The following is a 25,635-nucleotide window of genomic DNA, read 5'->3' as shown; positions in this document are numbered from 1 at the left end:
ATTGGATGAAGGGACAACGCTGTGCCATTGGCCACCACGCGCCGTGCCGGCCTGGTCGATCAGGTCATCGAGCAGCTGCGTGACGCCGTCACGCAGGGAGAATGGCCTATCGGTCAGCGGATTCCGACCGAACCGGAGCTGGCAGGACAGCTCGGCGTCGGGCGCAACACCGTCCGCGAGGCTGTTCGCGCGCTCGCGCACACGGGACTGCTCGAGGTCCGGCAGGGCGACGGAACCTACGTGAGGGCGACGAGCGAGGTTTCGGGCGCCATCCGGCGGTTGTGCGGTTCGGAACTGCGCGAGGTGCTGCAGGTGCGGCGCATCCTCGAAGTCGAGGGAGCCCGGCTCGCGGCCGTGTCACGGACCGACGAGGAAGTCGCCGAGCTTCGCTCCCTGCTCGACCGCCGCAACGCCGAGCTCCGTCAGGGCCATTGGGAGGATTTCGCCCGCCTCGACGCGGAATTCCACTTCGCCGTCGTCCAAAGTGGACATAACACCCTGCTCACCGAGATGTACCGCGGGCTCACCGAAGTGATAACCGCCAGCGTGGCCGCGACGTCGAACGTGACGCCGGGAGGCGAGTACCTGCCGGAGATAGGGCACGAAGGGCTCGCCGAGGCCATCGCCGACGGCGACGCGGACCGGGCCGCCAGCGAGGCGTGCGGTTTCCTGGACGAACTCCTGGCCAGGGTGGAGCAGGACGAGAGCTGAAGGGGACTTTCCCCGCAGGAATCCAGGCCTGGGCGCGCAGCGCCTCCGTTGAGGGCGGCGGCGGGGGCATGGATGGAGAGCTGAAAGGGCCCTTCACCGCATCGCATGCGGTGAAGGGCCCTTTCAGCCCACGTCAGGGCAGGGTCAGGATTTCGGAGCCGTCTTCGGTCACCACGAGGGTGTGCTCGAACTGGGCCGTCCACTTCTTGTCCTTGGTGGTGACGGTCCAGTCGTCGGCCCAGATGTCGTAGTCGATGGTGCCGAGGGTGATCATCGGCTCGATCGTGAAGGTCATGCCCTGCTCGATGACCGTGTCGACCGACGGTTCCTCGTAGTGCAGGACGGTCGGCGCGGTGTGGAACGCCGGGCCGACACCGTGGCCGGTGAAGTCGCGGACGACGCCGTAGCCGAACCGCTTCGCGTACGCCTCGATGACGCGGCCGATGACGTTGAGCTGCCTGCCGGGGCGGACGGCCTTGATGGCGCGCATCGTCGCCTCGCGCGTGCGCTCGACCAGCAGCCGCGCCTCCTCCGAGACGTCACCCGCCATGAAGGTCGCGTTCGTGTCGCCGTGGACGCCGCCGATGAACGCGGTGACGTCGATGTTGCAGATGTCGCCGTCCTCGATCACCGTCGAGTCCGGGATGCCGTGGCAGATCACCTCGTTGAGCGAGGTGCAGCACGACTTCGGGAAGGCGCGATAGCCGAGGGTCGACGGGTACGCGTGGTTGTCCAGCAGGAACTCGTGGATCACCTTGTCGATGTCGTCGGTGGTCGCGCCGGGTTTGACGGCCTTGCCGCCCTCCTCGAGCGCCTGCGCCGCGATCCGGCCCGCGACGCGCATCGCCTCGATCACCTCGGGCGTGCGGACCCCGTTGCCCGTGTCGCGTTTCGGCGCCGGCCGGTCGACGTACTCGGGACGGGCGATGCCGGCGGGGACGAGTCGCCTCGGCGTCTGGACGCCGGGCTTCAAGGGGGATCGAACGGACATGAGCCCAGCCTACGACCTGACGGCTAGCCGAGTCCCGCCAGGAAGCGCTGGGCGGCCTCGACCGCGGGTTTGGACGTTCCCGCGTCGGTGGTGAGCACCGCGAAGGCCAGATCCCCGGTGTAGCCGACGAACCAGCCGTGCGAACGCGTCCCGTCGCCGAACTGGGCCGTCCCGGTCTTGCCCCGCACGTCCGGCAAGGGTTTGAGCAGTGTCGCGGTGCCATCGGTGACGACCTCGCGCATCATCCCGCGCAGCGCGTCGAGCACCTCCGGCCGGATCGGTTCGCCGAGCCCGGACGACGTCGCGGCCATCCCCCGCACCAGCGTCGGCACCGGCACCTTCCCGGACTGGACCGTCGCGGTGGCGACGGCCAGCCCGAACGGGCTCGTCACGACGGTCCCCTGACCGAAACCGTTCTCCGCCCGCTGTGCGACGGTGTTCGCCGGCGGTACCGAGCCGGTGATCGTGGTCAGGCCTGGGATCACGAAGTCGGCGCCGACGCCGAGGTCTCGTGCGGCGTCGGTCAGTGCTGCGGGCGGCAGATCGGTCGAGAGTTTCGCGAAGGTCGTGTTGCAGGACTTGGCGAACGCCGTGGACAGCGGGACGACACCGAGGGCGAACTTGCCCTCGTTCGGCACCGTCCGGTTCTCGAAGGTGGCCGTTCCGGGACAGTCGACGGGGCTGTCTGCCCGCACCGAACCCGCGGACAGCGCGGCGACGGCGGTGGCCATCTTGAACGTGGACCCCGGCGGGAACCGGCCGGTGAGTGCGATCGCGCCCTGGGGGTCGGCCGGGGCGTTCTGCGCCACCGCCAGCAGTTCGCCCGTCGACGGCTGGATCGCGACCAGCGCGGAGGCCGTCGGGACCGGGGCGAGCGCCCGTTCCGCCGAACCCTGCGCCTTCACGCTGAGCGTGCTGACGACCGCGGGCGCCGGTTTGGGGTTCTCGGAGTGCAGGTCGATGATCTCGCCGCCGCCTGTGTCGAGCGTGACCACGCGCCAGCCGGCCGAGCCCTCCACCTGGTCCTCGACGAGCGACCGGACCGCGGGCAGCACCTGCTTGCCGAAGTTCTTGTCGTCGGGCAGAAGCCTTTCCTGCTGACTGAACCGGACGCCGGGCAGTTCGTAGATCTCGGGCTTCACCTCTTGATAGCTGGCAGCCCGCAGGCTCACCACCGGGTAGCCGGAGCCGGGTTTGAGCGTCTTCACCCCGTCGCGGATCGACTGACCGGTCACCGACGCTTCGAACCGGTTGAGCACCGCGCCGAGTTTGTCGGAGACCGCCACCAGGTCTCCCGCCTTCGCCGGGTCGAGCACCACGCTGACGACGGTCTGCGGGCGCAGCAACGGCATCCCGTCGCGGTCCAGCACCGGCGCGAGGTCCGGCGGGTCGGCTTTCAGCGCGATGCTCTGCTGCGCGGCCAGTTGCGGATGGAGCGCGGTGGGCAGCCAGCGCACCTTCCAGCCGTCTTGGGTGGAATGGACCTGCGCGTCGGCCTTGTACGTCCAGGCCCGGCCGCGCGGGAGATTCCAGGTGAGCTGGTAGGTCGCCGTCCCGTTGTCCGCCCCGGACGAATGCCGGACCTGCTTGTCCACGATCTTGACCGACTCGGGCGAAAGCCCTTTCCGCGCCATCTCCAGTACCGCGCGGGCGGCATCCGGCGAATCGGTGAAGGAGGCCGCGGCGGCGACGTCACCGGAAGAGAGCCCGCCGAGGAAACCCGTGACGGCGTCTTCGGGTCCGGAATCGGCGAAGAGTCCGCACCCGGCGGCCGAGAGGCCAACCACCCCCGCGAGCACGACGACGGCGAAACGACGACCTGCTGGCATGCCCCGGATCCTGCCAGTCCCGGCCCGATCCGGCCGGACGCGACACGGTCTAGCCGTGCCCTCTAAAACAGAACCGTCGCGTACTGCCCGACCTGCTGGAAGCCGATCTTCCGGTAGGCGGCGAGCGCCGGGCTGTTGTAGGCGTTGACATAGAGACTCGCGGTGCGGCCCATCCCGCGGACGAGCCGGTTCACCACGGACGCCGTCCCGGCCGTGCCGAGGCCGCCGCTCCGGCGCTCCGGATGCACCCAGACCCCCTGGATCTGGCCGACCGTGGAGGACATCGCGCCGATCTCGGCCTTGAAGACGACCTCGCCGTCCTCGAACCGCGCGAACGCCCGGCCGCCGGCGATCAGTTCCGCGACGCGGGCGCGATAACCGGCGCCACCATCACCGTTGCGGGGGTCGACGCCGACCTCTTCGACGAACATGGCGATCGCGGCCGGAAGGTACCTGTCGAGCTCCTCCGGGCGCACCGCGCGGACCAGCGGATCGGCGGTGACGGACGGAACCCCGTCGAGCGCCATCAGCGGCTGGTCGTGCCGGACTTCGCGGGCGGGGCCCCATTCCGGCGCGAGTTCGTCCCACAGCCCCAGCACCTGCTCGGCCGGGCCGACCAGTGACGAACAGCTCCGCTGGCGGCGCAGAGCACGATCGGCGAAGGAACGCAAAGCGGAGGCGTTGCCGCGCAACGGGATCAGATTCGGCCCGGAGAAGCACAACCCCTGGAGCCTGCCCGCCCGGACCGGACGGGAATCGGCGGCCCAAAGCTCACCACCGAGCCGCCAGGGGTCGAGACCCGCGGTCTCCACCCTGGCACTGACCATGCAGCTGCCGACCGGGTCTGTGGCGAGCGCGGCACGGACCGCGGGATAGTCCCGATCATCGAGCAGCCGTGCACCTGCAAGCCGCAACACCACTCCAGGGTGCCAGATCGGCGGCATAAACGGAACGCAAGCTTCACGACACGCTGAGAGAACTTGGGCTGGTGGGGGCCATCAAGCGCTATGAAAGGTCCTTTCCTTGCAAAATTTGCGAGGAAAGGACCGTTCCTAGCATGGTCTCGACCAATCAGCCGACGGTGACGGTCGGCTCGCCCTCACCGATCATCTGGCCCGACTCCTCGGCGATCCGCATGGCCTCTTCGATCAGCGTCTCGACGATCGCGTGCTCGGGCACGGTCTTGATGACCTCGCCCTTGACGAAGATCTGGCCCTTGCCGTTGCCCGAAGCGACGCCGAGGTCGGCCTCGCGCGCTTCGCCGGGCCCGTTGACGACGCAGCCCATGACCGCGACGCGCAGCGGGATCTCCATGCCCTCCAGCCCGGCGGTGACCTGCTCGGCGAGGGTGTAGACGTCCACCTGCGCCCGGCCGCACGACGGGCAGGACACGATCTCGAGCTTGCGCTCCTTGAGGTTCAGCGACTGCAGGATCTGGATCCCGACCTTGACCTCTTCCACCGGCGGCGCCGACAGCGAAACACGGATGGTGTCACCGATGCCCTGCCGCAGCAGCGCGCCGAAGGCCACGGCCGACTTGATGGTGCCCTGGAACGCCGGGCCCGCCTCGGTCACGCCGAGGTGCAGCGGGTAGTCGCACTGCTCGGCGAGGATCTCGTACGCACGCACCATGACCACCGGGTCGTTGTGCTTCACGGAGATCTTCACGTCGTGGAAGTCGTGCTCGGCGAACAGCGACGCCTCCCACAACGCCGACTCGGCCAGCGCCTCCGGCGTCGCCTTGCCGTACTTGTCCATGATCCGCTTGTCCAGCGAACCCGCGTTGACGCCGATCCGGATCGGGGTGCCGTGGTCCTTCGCGGCCCGCGCGATCTCCTTGACCTGGTCATCGAACTTGCGGATGTTGCCCGGGTTCACCCGGACCGCCGCGCAACCCGCCTCGATCGCGGCGAAAACGTACTTCGGCTGGAAGTGGATGTCGGCGATCACCGGGATCTGCGACTTCCGCGCGATCGCGGGCAGCGCCTCGGCGTCGTCCGCGGACGGGCACGCGACGCGCACGATGTCACAGCCCGCAGCGGTCAGCTCGGCGATCTGCTGCAGGGTCGCGTTGACGTCGGAAGTGAGGGTGGTGGTCATCGACTGCACCGAAATCGGGTGCTCGCTGCCCACGCCGACCGACCCGACCTGCAACTGTCGGGTCTTGCGACGCTCGGAGAGGACGGGAGGAGGAAGCGCTGGCATACCAAGAGCGACAGTCACGCCTTCAAGCGTACCTACCCCGATCGGCGGACATACACGACGTCAGTCGTCACGGTGAGCAGCATTACCCGAGAAGCCCAACCGTGCTGACAGCGCGCTCCGTAACCGTCCTCCCGCGTCACTGGAACAGCTTGACCGGGTTCACGATGTCGGCGGTGACGGTGAGCAGAGTCACCGCGCCGCCGATGAAGACGAGCACCATCGTGACCGCCGACAGCTTCGTGTAGTCGACCGGACCACCCGCCGCCTTGCCGCGCAGTTTCCGGAACCAGTCCCGGACCCGCTCGTACCAGACGACCGCGATGTGCCCGCCGTCGAGCGGGAGCAGCGGCAGCAGGTTGAACACGCCGATGAAGAAGTTCAGGCTCGCCAGCAGGAGGACGAAGATCTCCCACAGGCCACGCTCGGCCGCCTCGCCGCCGATCCGGCTGGCGCCGACCACACTGACCGGGGTGTTCGGGTCGCGCTCGCCGCCGAAGATGGAGTCCACCACCGCGGGGATCCGCGAGGGGAACTCGATCAGCCGTTTGGCGGTCTCGGAGAACATCGTGCCGGTGAAACTGACCGTCGCCCCGACCGCGTCGACCGGGCCGTAGGTCGCCACCAGCGTCTTCGGGACCGGCGCGGCGCCGATCATGCCGACGTCCTTGACCGTGGTCTTCTTCTCGCCGTCGGCGACCATTCGCTGCACCCGCGGCACGTCGACGGTCAGGTTCAGCCGCTGCCCGCCGCGCTCGACCACGAACGGCGTCGGACCACCGGCGACCTGGACGGCAGCGAGCACGTCGGTCCAGGTCGGCGTCGGCTTGCCGGCGACCGACACGATCTTGTCACCGGCCTGGATCCCGGCGGTCTTCGCCGGGGTCGGCGCGTCCGCCGGGCAGGTCGTGTCGTTGAGCTGCTCCAGGGTGGTGGCCGAACGGGCGCAGGAAGTGCTGTTGATCACCGGCTGGGTGGGAGCGGCCTGTGCCTCCGGGTTCGGCAGGCCCATGGTGACGGCCATCAAGTACAGGATGATGAAACCGAGGATGAAGTGCATCGCCGAACCCGCCGACATGACGACGGTGCGCTTCCAGGTCTTGAAGCGCCACATCGCGCGCTTCGACTCCTCCGGGGTGACCTCGTCGAGCGCGGTCATGCCCGCGATGTCGCAGAACCCGCCGAGCGGGATCCACTTCACGCCGTACTCGGTCTCACCTCGGCGGAAGGAGAAGATCGTCGGCCCGAAGCCGATGAAGTAGCGCCGGACCTTCATGCCGAAGGCCTTGGCCGCCCACATGTGACCGGCTTCGTGCAGCGCGACCGACAGGCAGATGCCCAGCGCGAACAGCACGATCCCGAGAATGAAGACCACGCGCTACTTCCCCTTACCGATCAGCGCACCGGCACGCGCGCGAGCCCAGCGCTCGGCAGCTAGTACGTCATCAACGTCGCGAGGTTCGCGACGCCATTCGTCGGCGGCTTCCACCACCTGGGCAATAGTGTCCACAATCGAGGTGAAGCCGGTGTTCTGTGCCAGGAAAGCGGCCACCAGTTCCTCGTTCGCCGCGTTGTACACCGCCGGGATGCAGCCTCCGACGTCTCCGGCGTGCCTCGCGAGCTCGACGGCGGGGAACGCGTCGTTGTCCAGCGGCTCGAAAGTCCAGCTCGCGGGCTTGTCCCAGACGCACGCGGCCGCGGCGCCGGGCACGCGGTCCGGCCAGTGCAGGGCCAGCGCGATCGGCAGCCGCATGTCGGGCGGGCTGGCCTGGGCGATCGTCGAGCCGTCCACGAACGTCACCATCGAGTGGATGATCGACTGCGGGTGGACGACCACGTCGATGCGGTCGGTCTCGATGTCGAACAGGAGCTTCGCCTCGATCAGCTCCAGGCCCTTGTTGACCAAAGTGGACGAGTTGATCGTGATGAGCGGACCCATCGACCAGGTCGGATGCGCCATCGCCTGCTCGACTGTGACGTCCGCCAACTCCTCGCGTTTGCGGCCGCGGAACGGGCCGCCCGAGGCGGTGAGGACCAGCCGGGCGACCTCGGACTCGCGGCCGGCGCGAAGTGCCTGCGCGATCGCGGAGTGCTCGGAATCGACCGGAACCAGCTGGCCGGGTTTGGCCGCCGCCAGCACGAGCGGTCCGCCCGCGATCAGCGATTCCTTGTTGGCCAGCGCGAGCGTGGCGCCGGTGGCGAGCGCGCGCAGGGTCGGCGGGAGCCCCTGTGAACCGGGGAGCGCGTTGAGCACGACGTCGACCGGGGTGGCGTCGATCATCTCGACGACCGCGTCGGCTCCGGCGAAGATGCGCGGGAGTTTGAAGTCGCCGCGGTTGTAGCCGCGCTTCTGCGCCTCGGCGTACAGCGCGAGCTGCAGGTCTTCCACTGCCGTCGGCCTGCTGACGGCGACGGCGTCGACCTGGTGCGCCAGGGCCTGCGCGGCCAGCGCGGCGGGATCGGAGCCGCCCGCGGCGATCCCGGCGACCCGGAACAGCTCCGGGTTGCGGGCCGCGACGTCGAGGGCCTGGGCGCCGACCGATCCGGTCGAACCGAGCACGAGCACACTTCGCGAGGTAGTCATCGGGTGCCATTGTCGCGCGGGCCCCGTCGGGCGCGTGCAGCCAGGTGTGGGATCATTCGCGGGCAAGCGAACCATCGGGTTTTGAGGAGTTGATCGTGGCGAGCAAGGCGGTCGAAAAGCGCGGCCGGGTGGGCGTCGACACCGTTGACCCCCGCGACGAGCCGTCGGCCGAGTGGGGCTGGCACGGTTCCTTCCCGAAGGCGACGCGGATCGCGGGCTGGCTGACCGCGATCATCCTGCTGGTGATGCTGTACGGCAACCACCACGGCTGGACCGAGAACCTGTGGCTGATCGGCCTGGCGCTGTTCATGATGTTCGGGCTGGTGCTCGACATGCGGAAGCAGCGCACGGCCTGGCGCAAGTAGGGTCCTTCACGGCTCACCGGCCCCCGCTCTCCTTCGAGGACGGGGGCCAGTTGCCGTCCTGGGACCACAGCTCGTTGACGATCTTGACCGCGTCACCCGCCTCGACCCCGTAGCGATGCCGGTACTTCGCGGCCGGCCGCTGGACCGCCGCCGCGACGTCCCCGATGGCGACGTTGTTCCACGTGTCGTTCGGGTAGAACTGCCGCATCACGGCGAGGAACCTGCCGGTCGCCCAGACCGGATCGGTCCGCTGTTCGAAGGAACCCCAGCTCGCGCGCTGCTGGAAGAGCCCGACCGAATCACCGAGGCCGCCGTCGAGGTTGGCGACACTCGACTCGACGATCACCGTCGCGATCGCGATGGCCGCCGCGTGATCGTTGAACCCCGATCTCTGGACGGTTTCGACGATCACTCTGGCGCACGACGTGTTGTACGGGTTCATGTAGCCGCGCATCTTGGTGCCGAGTTGCTGGTTGAGGCTCTTGGCGGCGTCCGCGTCGTCGGTGGACGCGCCCGTCTGAACGCACGGCAAGGCGACGTGCTCGACCTGGTCAGGCCGGATCTCGGTCGGCGGGATCAGCGTGAGGGAGACGGCGAGGTACGCGGCGGTGAGTGAGCTCAGCATGTGCGGTGACCGTTCGGTGCGGGTGGTCGTGAGTGGCGATTCGTGTTCTAACCCGAATCACCACTCACGACCACCCGGACCGAACGGTCACCGCCACTGTCACCCGCCCGATGTACACGAAACCTTCAGGCGCCGCCTCTGTGCTTGCTGATACACCTGGGGCGGTTGTGGCGATCACCGAGGTAGTGAGGGCCTCCTTCACTACCCTCAGGGTAGGCAAGGAGGCCTTCACAGACTCGCGATCACCACAGCCAGATCGCCACTCACGACCACCCGGACAGTGCACCCGCGTGAAGCGCTACCCGACGACCATCCTTTTGGGTTAGGTTCCCCCTCATGAAGCTGCGCTGGGGTGTCACCGCTGTCGTTTCCGCTCTCGCCGCCGTGCTCCTGCCCGGTGTCGCCGCCGCCGCGCCCGCGTCTTCGGCGCCGATCGTGCGCTGCGAGTTCACGCCGACGCCGGAAAACCCCGCGGCCCGGCCGGTCCTGCGCCCGCTCCCCTTCGCGCTGACCCGCGGCACCGTCGACGTCACGTTCCGCTTCAACTACGGCCCGGTGACCGTCCGCCTGAACCGCGCCGGCGCCGCTCCGTGCGCCGTCCACAACCTGGCGAGCCTGGCCCTGCAGCGCTTCTACGACCGCAGCCAGTGCTGGCGCCTGACGAACTCGTCGCGCCTCGGCGTCCTTCAGTGCGGCGACATCTACGAAGCCGAGAAGGGCGGCCCGGGCTACAAGTTCCCGGACGAGGTCGACGGCACCGAGACCTACGAACGCGGCACCATCGCCATGGGCAACCAGGGCCCCGGCACGAACGGCAGCGAGTTCTTCATCGTGCACTCGTTCGCGAACATCCCGAAGAACTACTCGGTGATGGGCAAGGTCGTGCGGGGTATGGAGGTGCTGGACCGGATCGTGGCGAACGGCATCATCCCGACCGATCCGAACGGTCCTGCCGACGGGCTGCCCGCGAAGCCGGTGAAGATCCAGAAGGCGTCTGTGGGTTTCTGATTCATTCGCTGTCTCCCCATTGACGGAAAGGCCGAGCGGGGAGGATTTGGGACGTTCAACGCCCCAAATCCTCCCCGCTCGTTTTGCCATGAAGGTTGATCGCCGACCAGATTCGGCAGCAAAAGAGCCATAAAACTCGGCAGCACGAAAATCTCCAACAATATCCGCAGAAAAACCACAGCCCCCTCACAGGAACGAGCGATTCACCCTTTAGAGTGACGCGTCCTTACCGGTCAGTCCGCCGGTGACCTTCCTGGGGGCCCACGATGATGACTCACGAGCAGTACCTGTCCACGAAGAGATTCCCGGCCCTCGACGGGCTGCGCGCGATCGCCGCGCTCCTCGTGGTGGTGTTCCACTACGGAGGACCGTCGTGGGCCATGGCCAACGGGTGGATCGGTGTCCACCTGTTCTTCGTTCTCTCGGGCTTCCTGATCACCACGCTGGCACTGCGCGAAGAAGACCGAAACGGCAGGATTTCGCTCGCCGACTTCTACATCCGTCGCGCGTTTCGCATTCTTCCGGTCTACTTCGCGGTTTTGGGCATCATCGTGGTGTTCACCTATCTGCGTGGCCAGTACACCTCGAGCGGGCTCTCCGGCGCGATGCCCTACTTCCTGACGTTCACCAACGAATTCGCCCATAACGCGCCTTTCGGCCAATCCTGGACGCTGGGCGTCGAGCAGAAGTTCTACCTCGTCTGGCCGTTCCTCGCCTTCGGCATCGCGGCGCTGAGCTTCCCGAAGCGGCTCGGCCTGGCGATCGGCCTGATCGCGCTCATGATCGCGCTGATCCCGGTGATGCCGTACGCCGGCGCCTACTCCCCCATCATCATCGGTTGCGCGCTCGCCAGCGGTCTCCACTACCGCAAGGGCTTCGCGGTCCTCCGCTTCTTCACCCACCCGGTGGCCTGCTTCGTCCTGCTCGCGGCGCTCGTGGTCCTCCAGATCCACGTGACCGACATCGAGGCCTTCTTCAAGGACGGCGGCACGATCGGCGGCACGACGTATGCGGTCCTGGTCGCACTGTTCATCACCTCGCTGATTCCGCGCGGTCCGATCGCCTGGCTCTTCTCCACCCCGCCGATGCGGTTCATCGGCGAGCGGTCGTACTCGGTGTACCTCTTGCAAGGGGTGGCGGCGACCGTGGTCGCCTTGTCGATCCCCCAGCTGGGCACCCGCCGGACCCTGACCGCGATCGCCGTGACCGTCGTCGCGCTCGTCATCTCCGACGTCCTCTACCGGTGGGTCGAGGTGCCGATGATCGACGTGGGCCGCAAGGTGGTCGCCCGGCGCAGGCCCGTCCTGCCCGATCCCACAGTGCGGGAAGCCGAACCCGCTCTGGCCAGCGGCTGAGCGATTCGGGCGGATCACCCTTGTGCGGGTCCGGTACTCTGGTCGCCAAGGTCGAGAGGCGCTGCAACGGACCGCGGGGTCCGCCACGCTCGGCCCCGGTCATCACCGCAAGGGCGCCTCCCACGACATGGGAGGAGCGCTGGATGGAAACGACCGCCCTGCGAAAGCTGCTGGATGAGCGCATCGTCGTGCTCGACGGCGCGTGGGGGTCGATGCTCCAGAACGCCGGCCTCAAACCTGAGGATTACCGCACCGAGCGGTTCCAGGACCATCCTCGTGACATCACCGGCGACCCCGACCTGCTGAACATCACCCGGCCCGACGTCGTCCTCGACATCCACCGCCAGTATCTGGACGCCGGCGCGGACATCACGACGACGAACACGTTCACCGCCACCACCATCGGCCAGGCGGATTACGGGCTCGAAGACCTCGCGTACGAGATGAACCTCCGCGGCGCCCAGATCGCGCGCGAGGCGGCGGACGCGGCGGGCGGGAAGTTCGTCGCCGGGTCGGTCGGGCCGCTGAACGTCACGTTGTCGCTGTCACCGAAGGTCGAGGACCCGGCGTTCCGCGCGGTGTCCTTCGACGAGGTGTACGCCGCGTACGCGGATCAGATCAAGGCGCTCGCCGAAGGAGGCGTCGATCTGCTGCTGATCGAGACGATCTTCGACACCCTCAACTGCAAGGCCGCCATCGCCGCCGCCCGCGACGTCGCGCCGCATCTGCCGCTGTGGATCTCGGTGACGATCGTCGACCTGAGCGGCCGGACGCTGTCGGGGCAGACGGTCGAGGCGTTCTGGAGTTCCATCGAGCACGCCGATCCGCTGCTGGTCGGCGTCAACTGTTCGCTGGGCGCCGAGGAAATGCGCCCGCACATCGCCGAACTGTCCCACCTCGCTGGCACGTACACGGCCTGCCACCCGAACGCCGGACTGCCGAACGCGTTCGGCGGGTATGACCAGACGCCCGAGGAGACCGGCGGGCTGCTCGGCGACTTCGCCACGGCCGGGATGGTCAACGTCGTCGGCGGCTGCTGCGGTACGACTCCCGCGCATATCAAGGAGATCGCCGACGCCGTCCGCGGGATGGCGCCGCGGACCGTGCCGGAGCCGAAGGCGAACACCCGGTTCAGCGGGCTCGAGCCGTTCGAGATCGGCAAGGACACCGGGTTCGTCATGATCGGCGAGCGGACCAACGTCACCGGGTCCGCCAAGTTCCGCAAGCTGATCGAGGCCGACGACCACCAGGCGGCCGTCGACGTCGCGCTGGAGCAGGTGCGTGGCGGGGCGAACCTGCTGGACGTCAACATGGACGCCGACCTGCTCGACAGCGAAAAGGCGATGACCACGTTCCTGAACCTCATCGCCACCGAACCCGAGGTCGCCCGGCTGCCGATCATGATCGACAGCTCGCGCTGGACGGTGCTCGAGGCCGGGCTGAAATGCGTGCAGGGCAAGGGAGTCGTCAACTCCATCAGCCTCAAGGAGGGCGAGGAGCAGTTCCTCCAGCAGGCCCGGCGCATCCGCGACTACGGCGCGGGCGTGGTCGTGATGGCCTTCGACGAGCAGGGCCAGGCCGACACCGCCGACCGCAAGGTCGCGATCTGTGGCCGCGCCTACGACCTGCTGACCCAGAAGGCCGGTTTCGTCGCCGAGGACATCATCTTCGACCCGAACGTGCTCGCGGTCGCGACCGGTATCTCCGAGCACAACGGGTACGCCAAGGCGTTCATCGACGCGCTGCCGCGGATCAAGGAACGCTGCCCCGGCGTGCACATCAGCGGCGGTATCTCGAACCTGTCGTTCTCCTTCCGCGGCAACAACGTCGTGCGCGAGGCGATGCACTCGGCCTTCCTGCTGCACGCGGTGCGCGCCGGGCTGGACATGGGCATCGTCAACGCCGGGCAGCTCGCGGTCTACGAGGACATCCCCAAGGATCTGCTGGAGCTGGTCGAGGACGTGCTCTTCGACCGCCGTGAGGACGCCACCGACAGGCTGGTCACCTTCGCGGAAACGGTCAACGGCAAGGGAACACAGCGCGTCATCGACCTGTCCTGGCGCGAAGGTACGGTCGAGGAGCGCCTCAGCCACGCGCTGGTGCACGGCATCGTCGACTACATCGAAGAGGACACCGAGGAAGCCCGCCAGAAGCTGCCGAAGCCGCTCGAGGTCATCGAAGGCCCGCTGATGGACGGTATGAAGATCGTCGGCGACCTGTTCGGGTCCGGGAAGATGTTCCTGCCGCAGGTGGTCAAGAGCGCGCGCGTGATGAAGCGGTCCGTGGCCTACCTCGAACCGTTCATGGAGGCCGAGAAGGAGAAGGCGCGCCTCGAAGGCCGGGTCGAAACCCGCCAGGGCAACGGAAAGGTCGTCCTGGCGACGGTCAAGGGCGACGTGCACGACATCGGCAAGAACATCGTCGGCGTCGTCCTCGGCTGCAACAACTACGAGGTGATCGACCTCGGCGTGATGGTCCCGGCTTCGGTCATCCTGGACACCGCCGTCTCCGAGGGCGCAGACGCCGTCGGGCTCTCCGGCCTGATCACGCCGTCGCTGGACGAGATGGTCAACGTCGCCGCCGAAATGGAGCGGCGCGGGCTGAAGCTGCCCCTGCTGATCGGCGGTGCGACCACGTCACGCCAGCACACCGCGGTCCGCATCGCGCCCGCGTACGAGCAGACGACCGTGCACGTCCTGGACGCCTCACGCGTCGTGGGCGTCGTCGGTGACCTGCTCGACGCGGACCGCGCCGATATCCTCGACAAGAAGAACCGCGAGGACCAGGAAGCGCTGCGTGTGCAGCACGCGAACAAGCAGCGGACGCCGTTGCTGACGGTCGAGGAGGCCAGGGCCAACCCGGAGAAGGTCTCCTTCGACGACATCCCGACGCCAAAGTTCACCGGTGTCCGGTACGTCTCGCCGACGCTCACCGAGCTGCGCGAGATGATCGACTGGACCTTCCTGTTCCTGGCCTGGGAGCTGAAGGGCAAGTATCCGGCGATCCTGAACAACCCGGTGGCGCGGGAACTGTTCGAAGACGCGAACACCCTGATGGACCAGATCATCGCCGAAGAACGGTTCCAGGCCAAGGGCGCGTACGCGTTCTGGCCCGCCCACTCCGAGGGCGACGACATCATCCTGGAGCCGGGGATCAAGTTCCCGATGCTGCGCCAGCAGACCAAGAAACCGTTGTCGCGGCCCAACCGTTGCCTGGCGGACTACATCGCTCCAGCCGGCGCTGGCGACCACCTCGGCGGCTTCGCGGTCACCATCCTCGGCGCCGAGGACTTCGCCGCCGAGTTCGAGGCGCAGCAGGACGACTATCGCGCCATCATGGTGAAGGCCCTCGCGGACAGGCTCGCGGAGGCGTTCGCCGAGTACATCCACCTCCAGGCGCGGCGGGACTGGTTCGAACCGGACGCCGAGCCGAAGCTGGAGGACCTGCACGCCGAAAGGTTCCGGGGCATCCGCCCCGCGCTCGGCTACCCGGCGAGCCCGGATCACAGCGAGAAGCAGGAGCTGTTCGACCTGCTCGACTCGGATCGGCTCGGGATGGGGCTGACGGAGTCCTTCGCGATGACGCCGGCGGCGAGTGTCAGCGGGCTGATCTTCGCCCACCCCGATTCGCGGTACTTCACCGTCGGACGGCTGGGCAAGGACCAGGTCGAGGACTACGCCGCCCGCCGAGGGCTCGAACTGTCCACTATGGAGCAGTGGCTGCGGCCGAACCTCGCCTACGAACCCGAATGACACAATGATCGGGTGACTGCCGAGGGCTCGGACTTCCTGCAGCTGGACATCGGGGACGCACCACCGGGGCGCCGGTCGGACTGGCTGGCGTCGCGGTTGCGGCACGCCATCTCCGACGGCCGCCTGCCGGTCGGCAGCAGGCTGCCCGCGACCAGGGCGCTGGCCGCGGACCTGCGGGTCTCCCGCGGTGTGGTCACCGAGGCGTACCAGCGCCTCGTCGAGGACGGCCACGTCGCCGGACGCGGCAGGGCGGGCACGGTGGTCGTCGCGGCGCCGGCACGGACGAAGGAGCAGAGAACGTCCGGGCCGCCGTCCGCGGGCACGATCTTCCAGCCCGCTCCCGGGATCGGCGTCTTCGACTCGCTGCGGTCGACCCCGGCGAGGATCGACCTGTCCCCCGGCGTGCCGGATCTGACGGCCTTCCCGCGAACGGCGTGGTTACGCGCCGAACGCACCGTGCTCAACGACCTTTCGGCGGCGGCCTTCGGCTACGGCGACCCTCGGGGCGCGCCCGCGTTGCGGCAGGCCATCGCGCACTGGATCGCCCGTACCCGGGGCATCACCGCCGACGCGGACGACGTGCTGATCGTCGCCGGTGTCGCGCAGGGTCTCGGCTTGCTGGCGCAAGTGCTCTGCGACAACGGGATCTCCGAGATCGCCGTCGAGGATCCGAGTTCGCTGGGCGCGCGTCAGCATCTGCACGACCGGCGGCTGGCGACCCCGCCGATCCGGGTCGACGACGACGGCATCGACGTCGACGAGCTCGTGCGCAGCGGCGCGCCCGCCGTGCTTCTCACTCCCGCGCATCAGTTCCCGACCGGTGTCGTGCTCGGCGGGGAACGCCGTCGCGAGCTCATGCGCTGGGCCGCGAACGGCGGGCTGATCATCGAGGACGACTACGACGCCGAGCACCGCTACGACCGCCCGCCGGTGCCCGCGCTGCGCTCGATGCTCGCCGAGCAGGTCTGTTACGCGGGCAGCGTGTCGAAGTGGCTCGCACCCGCGCTCCGGGTGGGCTGGATGCTGGTGCCGCCGCGGTACCGGGACGAGGTCGTCGCGGCCAAACGGTTCGCCGACCTCGGCAACGCCGTCCTCCCGCAGCTGGTGCTCGCACATCTCATGGAGTCCGGGGAGATGGAGCGGCAGCTGCGGTTCGTCCGCAAACGGCACCGCCGTCGGCGGGACGCGATGATCGACGCGCTCCGGGCGCATCTCCCGGACGCCGTGGTGCACGGCGCCGCCGCCGGGCTGCACCTGACGATCACCTTCGACGCCGAGTTCTCCGATCTCGACTTCGCCGCCGCCGCGCTGGAGCAGGGCGTGAAGGTGCAGCCGCTGTCGTGGCACTGTCAGCGCCCGATGAATCCCGGCCTCGTCCTCGGCTACGGGGCGAGCCCGGCGAGCGACATCGCCGAGGGCATCGCCGTCCTGGGGCGGCTTCGGCGCTAGTCCCCCTCGCGTTTCGTCATCTACTTGCGGTGGTTCGGCTGTCGAACTACCGCAACTAGAGGGCGAATTGCGCGGGGAAGGGCAGGAGCGCGGCCGGGTCTTCGACGTGGGCGTTGTGGCCGAGCCCGGGGAACTCGACGGTGAACGGGCTGAGCGCGCGAAGCTGCTCCGGACGGCTCATCGGGTCGTGCTCACCGGCGGCGAGGACGACCGGGCAGCGCGCCGCGCCGAGCAGTCCGCGCATGTCGGGCGCGCCGACGGCGAACGCGCGCGGATCCAGCGCCAGCCGCCAGCCGCCTTCGGTTTCGGTCACACCGTCGGGATCCGCGCCGGTGAGGCCTGCCAGGCCGGCGATCTTGAGGAAGGCGCGTTCGGCGTCCTCACGGGTCGGGAACACCCTCGGTGGCTTGGCCGCCATGGCGGCCGCCCTCGCGAGGTCGTCCTCGCTCCATTCGACCTTGACGCCGACCGTGAACAGCCCGGCGACCTTCACCCCGAACCAGCCGCTGGCCAGCGCCAGCCCGACCACGCCGCCAAGGGAATGGCCGATCACCAGCACCGGACCGCGTTCCGGGAGCGCGTCGGCGACCGCCGCGGCCAGCCCGCCGAACGAGTAGTGCGGTAACCGGGGCGATCCCCCGTGGCCGGGCAGATCCGGCGCGAGCCAGCGATATCCCGGGTGCGCCATGAGGCCGTCCCAGACCGCTCCTGTCGCGCCGAGGCCGTGCAGCAGGAGCACGGGCGGACCTTCGGTTCCGGCGGTGCGCATCTTCAGTGTTTCCACCGGACGGATCTTTCCTCAGTCCCCCGCCCGCGGGCTAGGGTCGACGGCGTGATCACCGATCCGGACGTGTACACGCGGGGCGTGCCGTACGAGCACCTCGCGTCGCTGCGCCGGGAGTCTCCAGTCACGCGGGTGGACAATTTCTGGGCGGTGCTGCGGCATTCCGACGTCAAGCACGTGCTGAAGAACCCGAAGCTGTTCTCGTCGCGCCTCGGCGGGACGCAGATCCGGGACCCGGCGACCGAGCAGGACCTCGGTTACGTCCGGCGGATGATGCTCAACATGGATCCGCCCGAGCACGCCCGGCTGCGCGGCCTGCTCACCAAGGCGTTCACGCCGCGCGCGGTCGGCAGGCTGACCGAGCGGATCCACGGCTGGGCGAGGAAGCTGATCACCGAGGTCGCCGCGGACGGCCGGTGCGACTTCGCCGCCGTCACCGCGGATCTCCCGCTGCTGACGCTCGCCGAGGTCTTCGGGATCCCCGAACAGGACCGGCGGCTGATGTACGACTGGAGCAACCGCGTGATCGGCTACCAGGACGCCGACTACGCGGTGAGCGCGACCGTCGAGGCCGACGAGGTAACCGATCTCGCGCGGGCGGCGTTGGCCGTCCGGCCGGTTCCGGGACCGGATGGGTCGATGCCCGACCCGCGCACCCGCGCGGGGATGCCGGATCTCTACGCATACGCCACCGCGCTCGGCGAATACAAACGCCGTCATCCCGGCGACGACGTGATGAGCAATCTGATGGGGCACGTCGACGATGTGGACGGCCGGGTCTCGATCGCGGAGTTCGAGAACCTGTTCTGGCTGTTTTCCGTGGCAGGCAACGAAACCCTGCGCAACGGCATCCCGGGCGGGATGCTCGCGCTGCTTTCGCATCCCGATCAGTACCGGCGGCTGCTGGCCGACCGGTCACTGCTTCCCGGCGCGGTGGAAGAGATGCTGCGCTGGTGGTCGCCGGTGATGCACTTCCGCCGGACCGCGACCGAAGACGTCGTTCTGTCCGATGTGGACATCCGGGCGGGTGAAAAGGTCGTCGTCTGGTTCTCGGCGGCGAACCGCGACGAGTCCGTTTTCGAGGATCCAGACCGCTTCGACATCGGCCGCACGCCCAACGATCACGTCACTTTCGGGCACGGCCCGCATTTCTGCCTCGGCGCCCAGCTCGCCAGGGTGCAGCTGCGGGCGATGTTCGAAGCAGTCCTCGACCTGCTCGGCGAGGTCGAACTCGCCGGGGAGCCGGTGCGGTTGCGGTCGAACTTCCAGAACGGCCTGAAGTCGCTGCCGATCCGCTGGCGGCGATGAGCCCCTTCCCGCCCCCGAGCGCGGGAAGGGGCCCTCACCCCCTGGTCATTCGGCCGCGGCGAACTCCGGTTCGGCGACGGTGGAGCGCGCCTCGGCCTTGCGCAGGCCGATGACTCCGGACAGCGCCACCAGGACACTGATCACGGCGATACCGGTGACGACGGTCAGCGCGGGCGCCAACCCGTTCAGCAGCGCGGCCGGGCCGGTGGCACCACCCGAGTTGCCGGTCAGGACCGCGGTCACGACGGCGAGGCCGATCGCGCCGCCGACCTGGATCGACGTGTTCAGCAGCCCGCCGGCGAGCCCCTGCTCGTCGTCGGAGATGCCGTTGGTCGCCTGGATGTTCAGCGAGGAGAACGCCAGCATGAAGCCGATACCCAGCAGGATCATGCTCGGCAGCACCGAACCTGCGTAGCTGGAACTCTCGTCGATCCGCAGGAACAACGCGTACCCGATCACGTGGGCGACGACACCGGCGAGGATCGTGCGCGGCGTGCCGAGCCGGTCGATCAACGGCTCGATCCTGGGTGAACCGAAGGCGACGATCAGGGCGGCGGGCAGGAATCCGAGCGCGGTCTGCAACGCGGACCAGCCCAGCACGTTCTGCAGGTACAGCATGACCACGAACTGGAAACCGATGTAGGCGCCGAAGAACGTCGCGCCGCCGAGGTTGGCTCGGGCCAGCGGGCCGGACCGCAGGATGCCGAGGCGGAGCAGCGGGTGCTTGCTGCGCTTCTCGATGAACACGAACGTGACGAGCAGAGCGAGCGCGAGGGCGAACGAGATCAGGGTCCGCGGGGCGGCCCAGCCGATCTCCGGGGCCTCGACCACGGCGAAGACCAGCAGGAGCGACCCGGCGGCACCGGTGATCGCGCCCGGGAAGTCATAGCCGCGACCGGTCTGCGGCAGGTAGGACGGGATCAGCTTGACGGCGGCGACGAACGCGGCGAGCGCGATCGGCACCGGCAGCAGGAACGTCCAGCGCCAGCCCACCTCGGTGAGCAGACCGGAGAAGACGAGGCCCGCGGAGTAACCGCTGGCACCGAACACGGCGAAGATGCTGATCGCCCGGTTGCGGGCAGGGCCTTCGTGGAAGGTCGTGGTGATGATGGAAAGGGCCGCCGGCGCGGTGAACGCGGCCGCGAGTCCCTTGATGAACCGGGTGGCGATCAGCAGCGCGCCGTCGTCGACGAGGCCGCCGAGCAGGGAAGCGAGCGCGAAGACCGCGACGGCGACGAGGAAGACCCTGCGCCTGCCGAGCAGGTCGGCGGTGCGGCCGCCGAGGAGCAGCAGGCCGCCGTAGCCGAGCACGTAGGCGCTGATGATCCATTGCAGGGCACCGGTGGAGAGGCCGAGTTCGGCCTGGATGGACGGGAGGGCGACGGCGACCATCGACACGTCGAGCGCGTCGAGGCCAACGACGACGGACACAGTGAGCAGGACACCCCAGAGGCGCGCGTCCCACCTTGTCGAGCTGGTGGACAGCTGCACGGAAGAACTCATGATGCGTACAGTACATGCACACGCATCTAATGCAAGAGCATTTAATGACTTTGCATAAAATTCACGTGCATGCTATGTTGGGCCGCGTGAGCGACGTCGCCGAAGAAGACCTGTTGCGGGAGTGGCACGACCTCTCCGCCCGGTACGCGGCGGTCTTCGGACGCCTCGAGTGCCGGCTCCAGGAGCGTCACGGCCTCGGCGTCACCGAGTTCGAAGCCCTCGAACGGCTGGTGAACTGCGTCGTCGGCAAATGCCGCGCAGCCGATCTGACCGAGGTCGTCCACCTGAGCCAGAGCGCCACCTCACGTCTCGTCGCGCGCCTGGAACGCGAGGGACTCGTCCAGCGCTCGCTCTGCGAGTCTGACCGGCGCGGGATCTTCGTCATCGTGACCGACGAAGGCCGCCGTCGCTACGAAGAGGCGAAGCCCACGCACCGGGCGACCCTCGAAGAGACTCTCACCGTCGGAGCCTGAAGCCCGGCGGTCCCACTTCTCGCCGATTTTGACGGCGGTCGGGGTGATCACCGCGTCCGCGGTCACCGTTGATCGAGGGGCAAAGGTGGCGCGTCTCGGGCGAGACGGTGGGCTGGGTGACGCGACACCGCACTCGCGCACTCAGACCCGGAACTCGCGTGTTCACGCCCTACCGAAGTACATGAAGGCCCCCTTCCTTGCGCTAGACGCAAGGAAGGGGGCCTTCATGTACTTCACGACCGGCCACCGAGGCCAAAGCCCCGCGCCACGACACATTTTCCCTTCCCCTCGATAACACCCGGCCGGGTCGACTTCGGACGAGCTCGTCCGCCTCAGCCGACGCGGGCGCCGAGGTAAAGAATGTTTGACATGATGTCTAGAACTCTTTACCTTGGCTCTCGTGGCCTTGGAAGAGAAACGCGCATGGATCATGGCGGCGGTGACGGTCTTCGCCTACGCGGCGTACCTGATCGTCGTCTTCGGCCGGGCGAGCTCCGGCGCGGTCGTCGATGTCCCTTACGTGGCACCGTTGCTGTGGACCGTCGGGGCGGCCATCGTGGCCTCGATCGTGCTGCACATCGCCGCGGCGATCGCCTCACCGCGTGACGCGGGCCGCAAGGACCAGCGCGACCGCGAGATCGGCCGGTTCGGCGAGCACATCGGGCAGTCGTTCGTCGTGATCGGCGGGGTCGCGGCGCTCGTCATGGCGATGGCGGAGCTGGACCACTTCTGGATCGCCAACTCCGTGTACCTCGCCTTCGTCCTGTCCTCCCTGCTCGGCTCGATCGCGAAGATCGCCGCCTACCGCTGGGGATTCCAGGCATGGTGAAACCGACCAAGGTCACGAACTCCATCCGCGCCCTGCGGTTCGCGAAGGGCGAGATGACCCAAGCGGAACTCGCGGACCGGATCGACGTCACCCGCCAGACGGTGATCGCCATCGAACAGGGCCGCTACTCGCCGTCCCTGGAGATGGCCTTCCGGATCGCCCGGGTGTTCGGCGTCGGGCTCGACGACGTTTTCCAGTACCCAGACCAGGAATGAGGCCGCCGTGAAGGCGATCGCCCAGAACGAGTACGGCACGATCGACGTCCTGACCCTGACCGACCTGCCCGAACCCGAAGCCGGACCGGACGGTGTGGTCGTGCGGATCCGGGCGGCGGCGGTCGATCCCGGCGTCTGGCACCTCATGGAGGGCACGCCGTACTTGGTGCGGCTCATGGGGTTCGGGGTACGGAGACCGAAGGCCCGGGTCCGCGGACTGGATTTCGCCGGCGTGGTGCACGCCGTCGGCGGCAACGTGACGCGATTCCGGCCTGGCGACGAGGTTTTCGGAACCTGCGAAGGTTCGTTCGCCGAGTACGCGCTGACCACAGTGGACAGAGTCGCCAAGAAGCCCGAGCGGCTCAGCTTCGAAGAAGCGGCGGCGGTTCCCATCTCCGGTTTCACCGCACTTCAGGCACTCCGGAACCGAGGGCAAGTCGCGCCTCGGCAGAAGGTCCTGGTCATCGGCGCGGGCGGTGGCGTGGGCACCTTCGCGGTGCAGATCGCCAAGGCGTTCGGCGCCGAGGTGGACGGCGTATGCGGCACGGGCAAGGTGGAGCTCGTCCGTTCACTCGGCGCGACCCGGGTTTTCGACTACACTCGTGAGGATTTCGGCGGCGGCTACGACCTCATTCTCGACACCGCCGGGAACCGTTCGCTGAAATCGTTACGCGAATCCCTTACCCCGCAAGGCACTCTCGTCATCATCGGCGGTGAGGGCAAGGGGAAGTGGATCGGCCCGGTGGGTCGCAATCTTCGGGCACTGCTTCTCGGGCCGTTCGTGAAGCAGAAGCTTCGCGGCCTGTTCTCCACGGAGAACCAGGACGATCTCCAGACACTGCGGGCGCTCATCGAGGCGGAGAAACTGACGCCGGTCATCGACCGTGCCTTCTCGCTCGTCGAGGTGCCCGAAGCCATCAGCCACGTGCGCGAAGGACACGCACGCGGCAAGGTCGTCATCACCCTCTGACAAAGCAGTTGGCTCGTTCGCTCCGGCCTGTTTCGATGGCGTCATGGAAGTCGCCGCGCAATGGGTCCGGACGTACTGGACCAAGGACTCGCGTGGCGCGCCCGGCGCCACCCGTCGCAACGCCGTCCAACCGGGCTTCCTCCTTCCCGAAACGACGCGACCGTTGGTCCACGAAGTGACAATCCGCGAATGGGCAGGGTTCGCGCCGGTCGAAAAGATGCGGCGGGAACCACCGGACCCGGCCGAGGTGAAAGTGGTCCGTGAGAGCGATCTCCTCCGGATCCGCATCTGCCCCAGCGGGTTCGGCAAGCCGTACCGGCGGCGCCGCCCGCCGGCGGTGGAGCTGGCACCCGGCGAGTGGCTCCGCTGGCGCATCAACTACCGGTTCGTCGGATCGTCCGGCGGGCAGTGGTACTACTGCCAGGCGACTCTCAATCTCGCGAACGGCCCCGTGACCCCGGAGATCTTCCTGGGCACGCCGGACCGGATCATCGACGAACTGGCCCACCTTCGTTGAGGTGAACGACGTTGTTCTCCCCCACGTCGGCCTCCGGCCATCTTGGGAGTGTTCGCTCTCGGGGAGCGATCCGCCGAAGGCCGAGGGAGAACACCGATGTCCGTCAACCGCCGGGACCTGTTGCGAGGCGCCGCCACCGCCGGGGCGCTGGGGCTGGCCTGGCCGTTGAGTTCGCGGATGACGGTCGCGCAGGCCGAAGAGGCCGCGGTGGCGCTGGGCGCGACCTGGGACGAAGCGCCGTTCACGCTCGGTGTCGCGTCCGGCGACCCGGTCCCGTACGGCGTCGCCCTCTGGACCAGGCTCGCGCCGAAGCCGATGGAGTTCGAGCAGCCGCTCGAAGACACCGTCGAGGTCGCCTGGGAGGTCGCCGCCGACCGCGGGTTCCGCCGCCGCGTGGCGCACGGGACGGCGGCCGCGACCGCCGGGCTCGGGCACAGCGTGCACGTCCCGGTTTCCGGGCTGGAGCCGGGCTCGCAGTATTACTACCGGTTCCACGCGCTCGGCAAGGTCAGCCGGATCGGCCGCACCCGTACCGCGCCGGTCGGGCCGGTCCGGCGGGTGCGGTTCGCCTCGGCGAACTGCCAGGCGTTCCACGACGGGTTCTACGCCGCGCACGCCGGGATCGCCAGGGAGGAGCTCGATTTCGTCGTCCACCTCGGCGACTACGTCTACGAGCACGGTCAGGTCGGCGGGAATCCGCTGCGCGACCACGAAGGTCCCGAGGTGCTGACGCTGCAGGCGTACCGGCGGCGGCACGCGCTCTACAAGTCCGACCCGTCGCTGCGGGATGCCCACGCGGCCCATCCCTGGTTCATCACCTGGGACGATCACGAGGTCGTCAACGACTACAGCGGTACCACCCCATCGCTGCGGGCGCGGCGTTCGGCGGCGTACCAGGCCTGGTTCGAACACATGCCGGTTCGCCCGGATCACCCGTCGACGCCGAGGATCCACCGGCAGCGCCGCTGGGGCGACCTGCTCGATCTGTCCATTTTGGACCTTCGCCAGTACCGGTCGGCGCAGAACCTGCCCGACGGCACGATCCTCGGCTCGGACCAGAAGGCGTGGCTCAAGGATCAGGTGACCGGTGCCGGCGAGGCGTGGCACTGCTGGGTGAACTCGATCATGCTGAGCCAGCTGGCGAAACCCGGTGGCGGCTACATGTTCACGGATCAGTGGGACGGCTTCCTCGCCGAGCGCAAGGAGGTGCTGACCCACGTGGCGAACAGCGGCCTCGAAGACCTCGTGGTGATCACCGGCGATTGGCATTCGGCGTTCGTCGACGACATCCGCCCGGACTTCGCGGATCCGGCCGGCCCGGTGATCGGCACGGAGTTCACCGCGCATTCGGTGACCTCCGGCGCCTACTCCCCCGAGTGGAACGCCACGAACGGGCCGAAGATGGGCGCGGCGAACCCGCACCTCAAGTACTTCGAGGGTGACCGGTACGGCTACGACGTCTACGAGGTCACCCCGCGCCGCTGGAGCACGCACATGCGGGTGATCGGCGACCGGCGCGACCCGCGTTCGCCGGTGAGCACCCTGACGACGTTCCACGTCGACCGCGGCAGGCCGGGATCCTATGAGGACCGGGCCACGATCAACTCCCCGGCGCAGTACCGGCGACGCTAGGCCAAAAGGGGAACCGGGGACTCAGAAGGGGGGCCGCGACGCTCTTTCGGAGCAGCGTGGTTCACCGCACGCGATCTCGTTTCACCTGCCCGATGAATTCACGACAATTCTTCCGTGCGGCTAATCTGGGATTTCCATTGGGATCGAGCCGCGGGAGAAAACATGAAGAAGAAAATCGCCGCTTTAGTCCTGGCCGCCTTTTCGGCGGCCGGATTCCTGGCAGCCGCACCGGCCTCCGCGGCGACCGAAGGCAAGTTCCCGCCCTACGCCTGCGGCACCGATCGCTATGGAATCCTCTTCGGCGAAGGCATTTCCCTGACCTGCTTCTCCCTGCCGACACACTCGAGAACCTATCGAGTGGTCGCCCACTGCGCGTCGGGGTCGTCCTATTGGTACACCGTCGGACATTGGGTTCCGGTCGGCTTCGGACCGTCGGCGGCGGAATGTCACGGCGCATTGCTTTCAAGCGCCTACGTGGCCGGGTATCACGTAGACGACTTCTAATATCCGAATGGAACGATGTTGATCTTGGC

At 68.2% G+C, this 25,635-nt stretch carries 23 protein-coding genes; 14 read left to right on the top strand and 9 right to left on the bottom strand.

Annotation, left to right across the window (positions count from 1 at the left end; genetic code table 11):
* The first annotated feature begins 21 nt into the window (after positions 1–21).
* Positions 22–711, top strand: a complete 690-nt coding sequence (locus ACLJO0_RS21380) for a FadR/GntR family transcriptional regulator (RefSeq protein ID WP_125792776.1) — start codon at positions 22–24, stop codon at positions 709–711.
* A gap of 133 nt (positions 712–844) precedes the next feature.
* Here ACLJO0_RS21380 and map read toward each other — a convergent pair whose 3' ends face one another.
* From map to dxr, 6 genes are all read right to left on the bottom strand, one after another.
* Positions 845–1,702, bottom strand: coding sequence for a type I methionyl aminopeptidase (map, locus tag ACLJO0_RS21375; RefSeq protein WP_410580209.1), 858 nt, complete (start codon positions 1,700–1,702; stop codon positions 845–847).
* 23 nt (positions 1,703–1,725) lie between these two features.
* Entirely contained in the window at positions 1,726–3,531 is a 1,806-nt protein-coding gene (locus tag ACLJO0_RS21370; RefSeq protein WP_410580208.1) for a penicillin-binding transpeptidase domain-containing protein, read from the bottom strand.
* 62 nt (positions 3,532–3,593) lie between these two features.
* Positions 3,594–4,448 (bottom strand): GNAT family N-acetyltransferase, encoded by an 855-nt coding sequence (locus ACLJO0_RS21365; RefSeq protein ID WP_410580207.1) that lies wholly within the window; start codon positions 4,446–4,448, stop codon positions 3,594–3,596.
* A gap of 154 nt (positions 4,449–4,602) precedes the next feature.
* A complete protein-coding gene (gene ispG, locus ACLJO0_RS21360; protein ID WP_396564163.1) occupies positions 4,603–5,754 on the bottom strand; it encodes a flavodoxin-dependent (E)-4-hydroxy-3-methylbut-2-enyl-diphosphate synthase in 1,152 nt (383 codons plus the stop codon).
* 118 nt (positions 5,755–5,872) lie between these two features.
* Complete coding sequence (locus tag ACLJO0_RS21355) at positions 5,873–7,108, bottom strand: M50 family metallopeptidase (protein WP_125792772.1); 1,236 nt, start codon at positions 7,106–7,108, stop codon at positions 5,873–5,875.
* A 3-nt stretch (positions 7,109–7,111) separates the two neighbouring features.
* Positions 7,112–8,317: a 1-deoxy-D-xylulose-5-phosphate reductoisomerase gene (dxr, locus tag ACLJO0_RS21350; protein WP_410580206.1), complete on the bottom strand. Its 1,206-nt coding sequence runs from the start codon at positions 8,315–8,317 to the stop codon at positions 7,112–7,114.
* 95 nt (positions 8,318–8,412) lie between these two features.
* Here dxr and ACLJO0_RS21345 point away from each other — a divergent pair, with 95 nt between their 5' ends.
* Positions 8,413–8,682, top strand: a complete 270-nt coding sequence (locus ACLJO0_RS21345; protein ID WP_410580205.1) for a DUF2631 domain-containing protein — start codon at positions 8,413–8,415, stop codon at positions 8,680–8,682.
* Positions 8,683–8,695: 13 nt separating this feature from the next.
* On the opposite strand, the gene ACLJO0_RS21340 is transcribed toward ACLJO0_RS21345, so the two are convergent.
* On the bottom strand, positions 8,696–9,307 hold the full coding sequence (locus ACLJO0_RS21340) for a hypothetical protein (protein ID WP_410580204.1): 612 nt from the start codon (positions 9,305–9,307) through the stop codon (positions 8,696–8,698).
* 336 nt (positions 9,308–9,643) lie between these two features.
* On the opposite strand from ACLJO0_RS21340, the gene ACLJO0_RS21335 reads away from it, so the two are divergent.
* The 4 genes from ACLJO0_RS21335 to ACLJO0_RS21320 all read left to right on the top strand — a co-directional run bounded on the left by ACLJO0_RS21335 (position 9,644) and on the right by ACLJO0_RS21320 (position 16,871).
* On the top strand, positions 9,644–10,315 hold the full coding sequence (locus ACLJO0_RS21335; RefSeq protein ID WP_410580203.1) for a peptidylprolyl isomerase: 672 nt from the start codon (positions 9,644–9,646) through the stop codon (positions 10,313–10,315).
* A 266-nt stretch (positions 10,316–10,581) separates the two neighbouring features.
* A complete protein-coding gene (locus ACLJO0_RS21330) occupies positions 10,582–11,670 on the top strand; it encodes an acyltransferase family protein (protein WP_410580202.1) in 1,089 nt (362 codons plus the stop codon).
* A gap of 143 nt (positions 11,671–11,813) precedes the next feature.
* The gene (metH, locus tag ACLJO0_RS21325) at positions 11,814–15,422 is read left to right on the top strand and encodes a methionine synthase (protein ID WP_410580201.1); all 3,609 of its coding nucleotides are present in this window, start codon (positions 11,814–11,816) and stop codon (positions 15,420–15,422) included.
* Positions 15,423–15,434: 12 nt separating this feature from the next.
* The gene (locus tag ACLJO0_RS21320; RefSeq protein ID WP_410580200.1) at positions 15,435–16,871 is read left to right on the top strand and encodes a PLP-dependent aminotransferase family protein; all 1,437 of its coding nucleotides are present in this window, start codon (positions 15,435–15,437) and stop codon (positions 16,869–16,871) included.
* A 55-nt stretch (positions 16,872–16,926) separates the two neighbouring features.
* Here the strand turns inward: ACLJO0_RS21320 and ACLJO0_RS21315 are convergent, their stop codons facing one another.
* Entirely contained in the window at positions 16,927–17,655 is a 729-nt protein-coding gene (locus ACLJO0_RS21315) for an alpha/beta fold hydrolase (RefSeq protein ID WP_410580199.1), read from the bottom strand.
* Between the two features lie 48 nt (positions 17,656–17,703).
* Here ACLJO0_RS21315 and ACLJO0_RS21310 point away from each other — a divergent pair, with 48 nt between their 5' ends.
* Entirely contained in the window at positions 17,704–18,963 is a 1,260-nt protein-coding gene (locus tag ACLJO0_RS21310) for a cytochrome P450 (RefSeq protein WP_410580198.1), read from the top strand.
* 45 nt (positions 18,964–19,008) lie between these two features.
* Here the strand turns inward: ACLJO0_RS21310 and ACLJO0_RS21305 are convergent, their stop codons facing one another.
* Positions 19,009–20,466: an MFS transporter gene (locus tag ACLJO0_RS21305; RefSeq protein WP_410580197.1), complete on the bottom strand. Its 1,458-nt coding sequence runs from the start codon at positions 20,464–20,466 to the stop codon at positions 19,009–19,011.
* 86 nt (positions 20,467–20,552) lie between these two features.
* On the opposite strand from ACLJO0_RS21305, the gene ACLJO0_RS21300 reads away from it, so the two are divergent.
* From ACLJO0_RS21300 to ACLJO0_RS21270, 7 genes are all read left to right on the top strand, one after another.
* On the top strand, positions 20,553–20,939 hold the full coding sequence (locus ACLJO0_RS21300; RefSeq protein WP_410580196.1) for a MarR family winged helix-turn-helix transcriptional regulator: 387 nt from the start codon (positions 20,553–20,555) through the stop codon (positions 20,937–20,939).
* 400 nt (positions 20,940–21,339) lie between these two features.
* Positions 21,340–21,768 (top strand): hypothetical protein, encoded by a 429-nt coding sequence (locus ACLJO0_RS21295; RefSeq protein WP_410580195.1) that lies wholly within the window; start codon positions 21,340–21,342, stop codon positions 21,766–21,768.
* On the top strand, positions 21,762–21,983 hold the full coding sequence (locus tag ACLJO0_RS21290; protein ID WP_125673158.1) for a helix-turn-helix transcriptional regulator: 222 nt from the start codon (positions 21,762–21,764) through the stop codon (positions 21,981–21,983). Before ACLJO0_RS21295 ends, ACLJO0_RS21290 begins: the two co-directional genes overlap by 7 nt.
* Before the next feature lie 7 nt (positions 21,984–21,990).
* A complete protein-coding gene (locus tag ACLJO0_RS21285; RefSeq protein WP_410580194.1) occupies positions 21,991–22,953 on the top strand; it encodes an NAD(P)-dependent alcohol dehydrogenase in 963 nt (320 codons plus the stop codon).
* A gap of 43 nt (positions 22,954–22,996) precedes the next feature.
* Positions 22,997–23,470, top strand: a complete 474-nt coding sequence (locus ACLJO0_RS21280) for a hypothetical protein (RefSeq protein WP_410580193.1) — start codon at positions 22,997–22,999, stop codon at positions 23,468–23,470.
* Between the two features lie 96 nt (positions 23,471–23,566).
* The gene (locus ACLJO0_RS21275) at positions 23,567–25,102 is read left to right on the top strand and encodes an alkaline phosphatase D family protein (protein WP_410580192.1); all 1,536 of its coding nucleotides are present in this window, start codon (positions 23,567–23,569) and stop codon (positions 25,100–25,102) included.
* A 162-nt stretch (positions 25,103–25,264) separates the two neighbouring features.
* Positions 25,265–25,606: a hypothetical protein gene (locus ACLJO0_RS21270; RefSeq protein ID WP_410580191.1), complete on the top strand. Its 342-nt coding sequence runs from the start codon at positions 25,265–25,267 to the stop codon at positions 25,604–25,606.
* The last annotated feature ends 29 nt before the right edge of the window (positions 25,607–25,635 follow it).

It is taken from the genome of Amycolatopsis sp. lyj-108, from assembly GCF_046549005.1.
Taxonomy (GTDB): domain Bacteria; phylum Actinomycetota; class Actinomycetes; order Mycobacteriales; family Pseudonocardiaceae; genus Amycolatopsis.
Note: the sequence above shows the minus strand (reverse complement) of the source record. Positions and strands in the feature narration are given on the sequence as shown.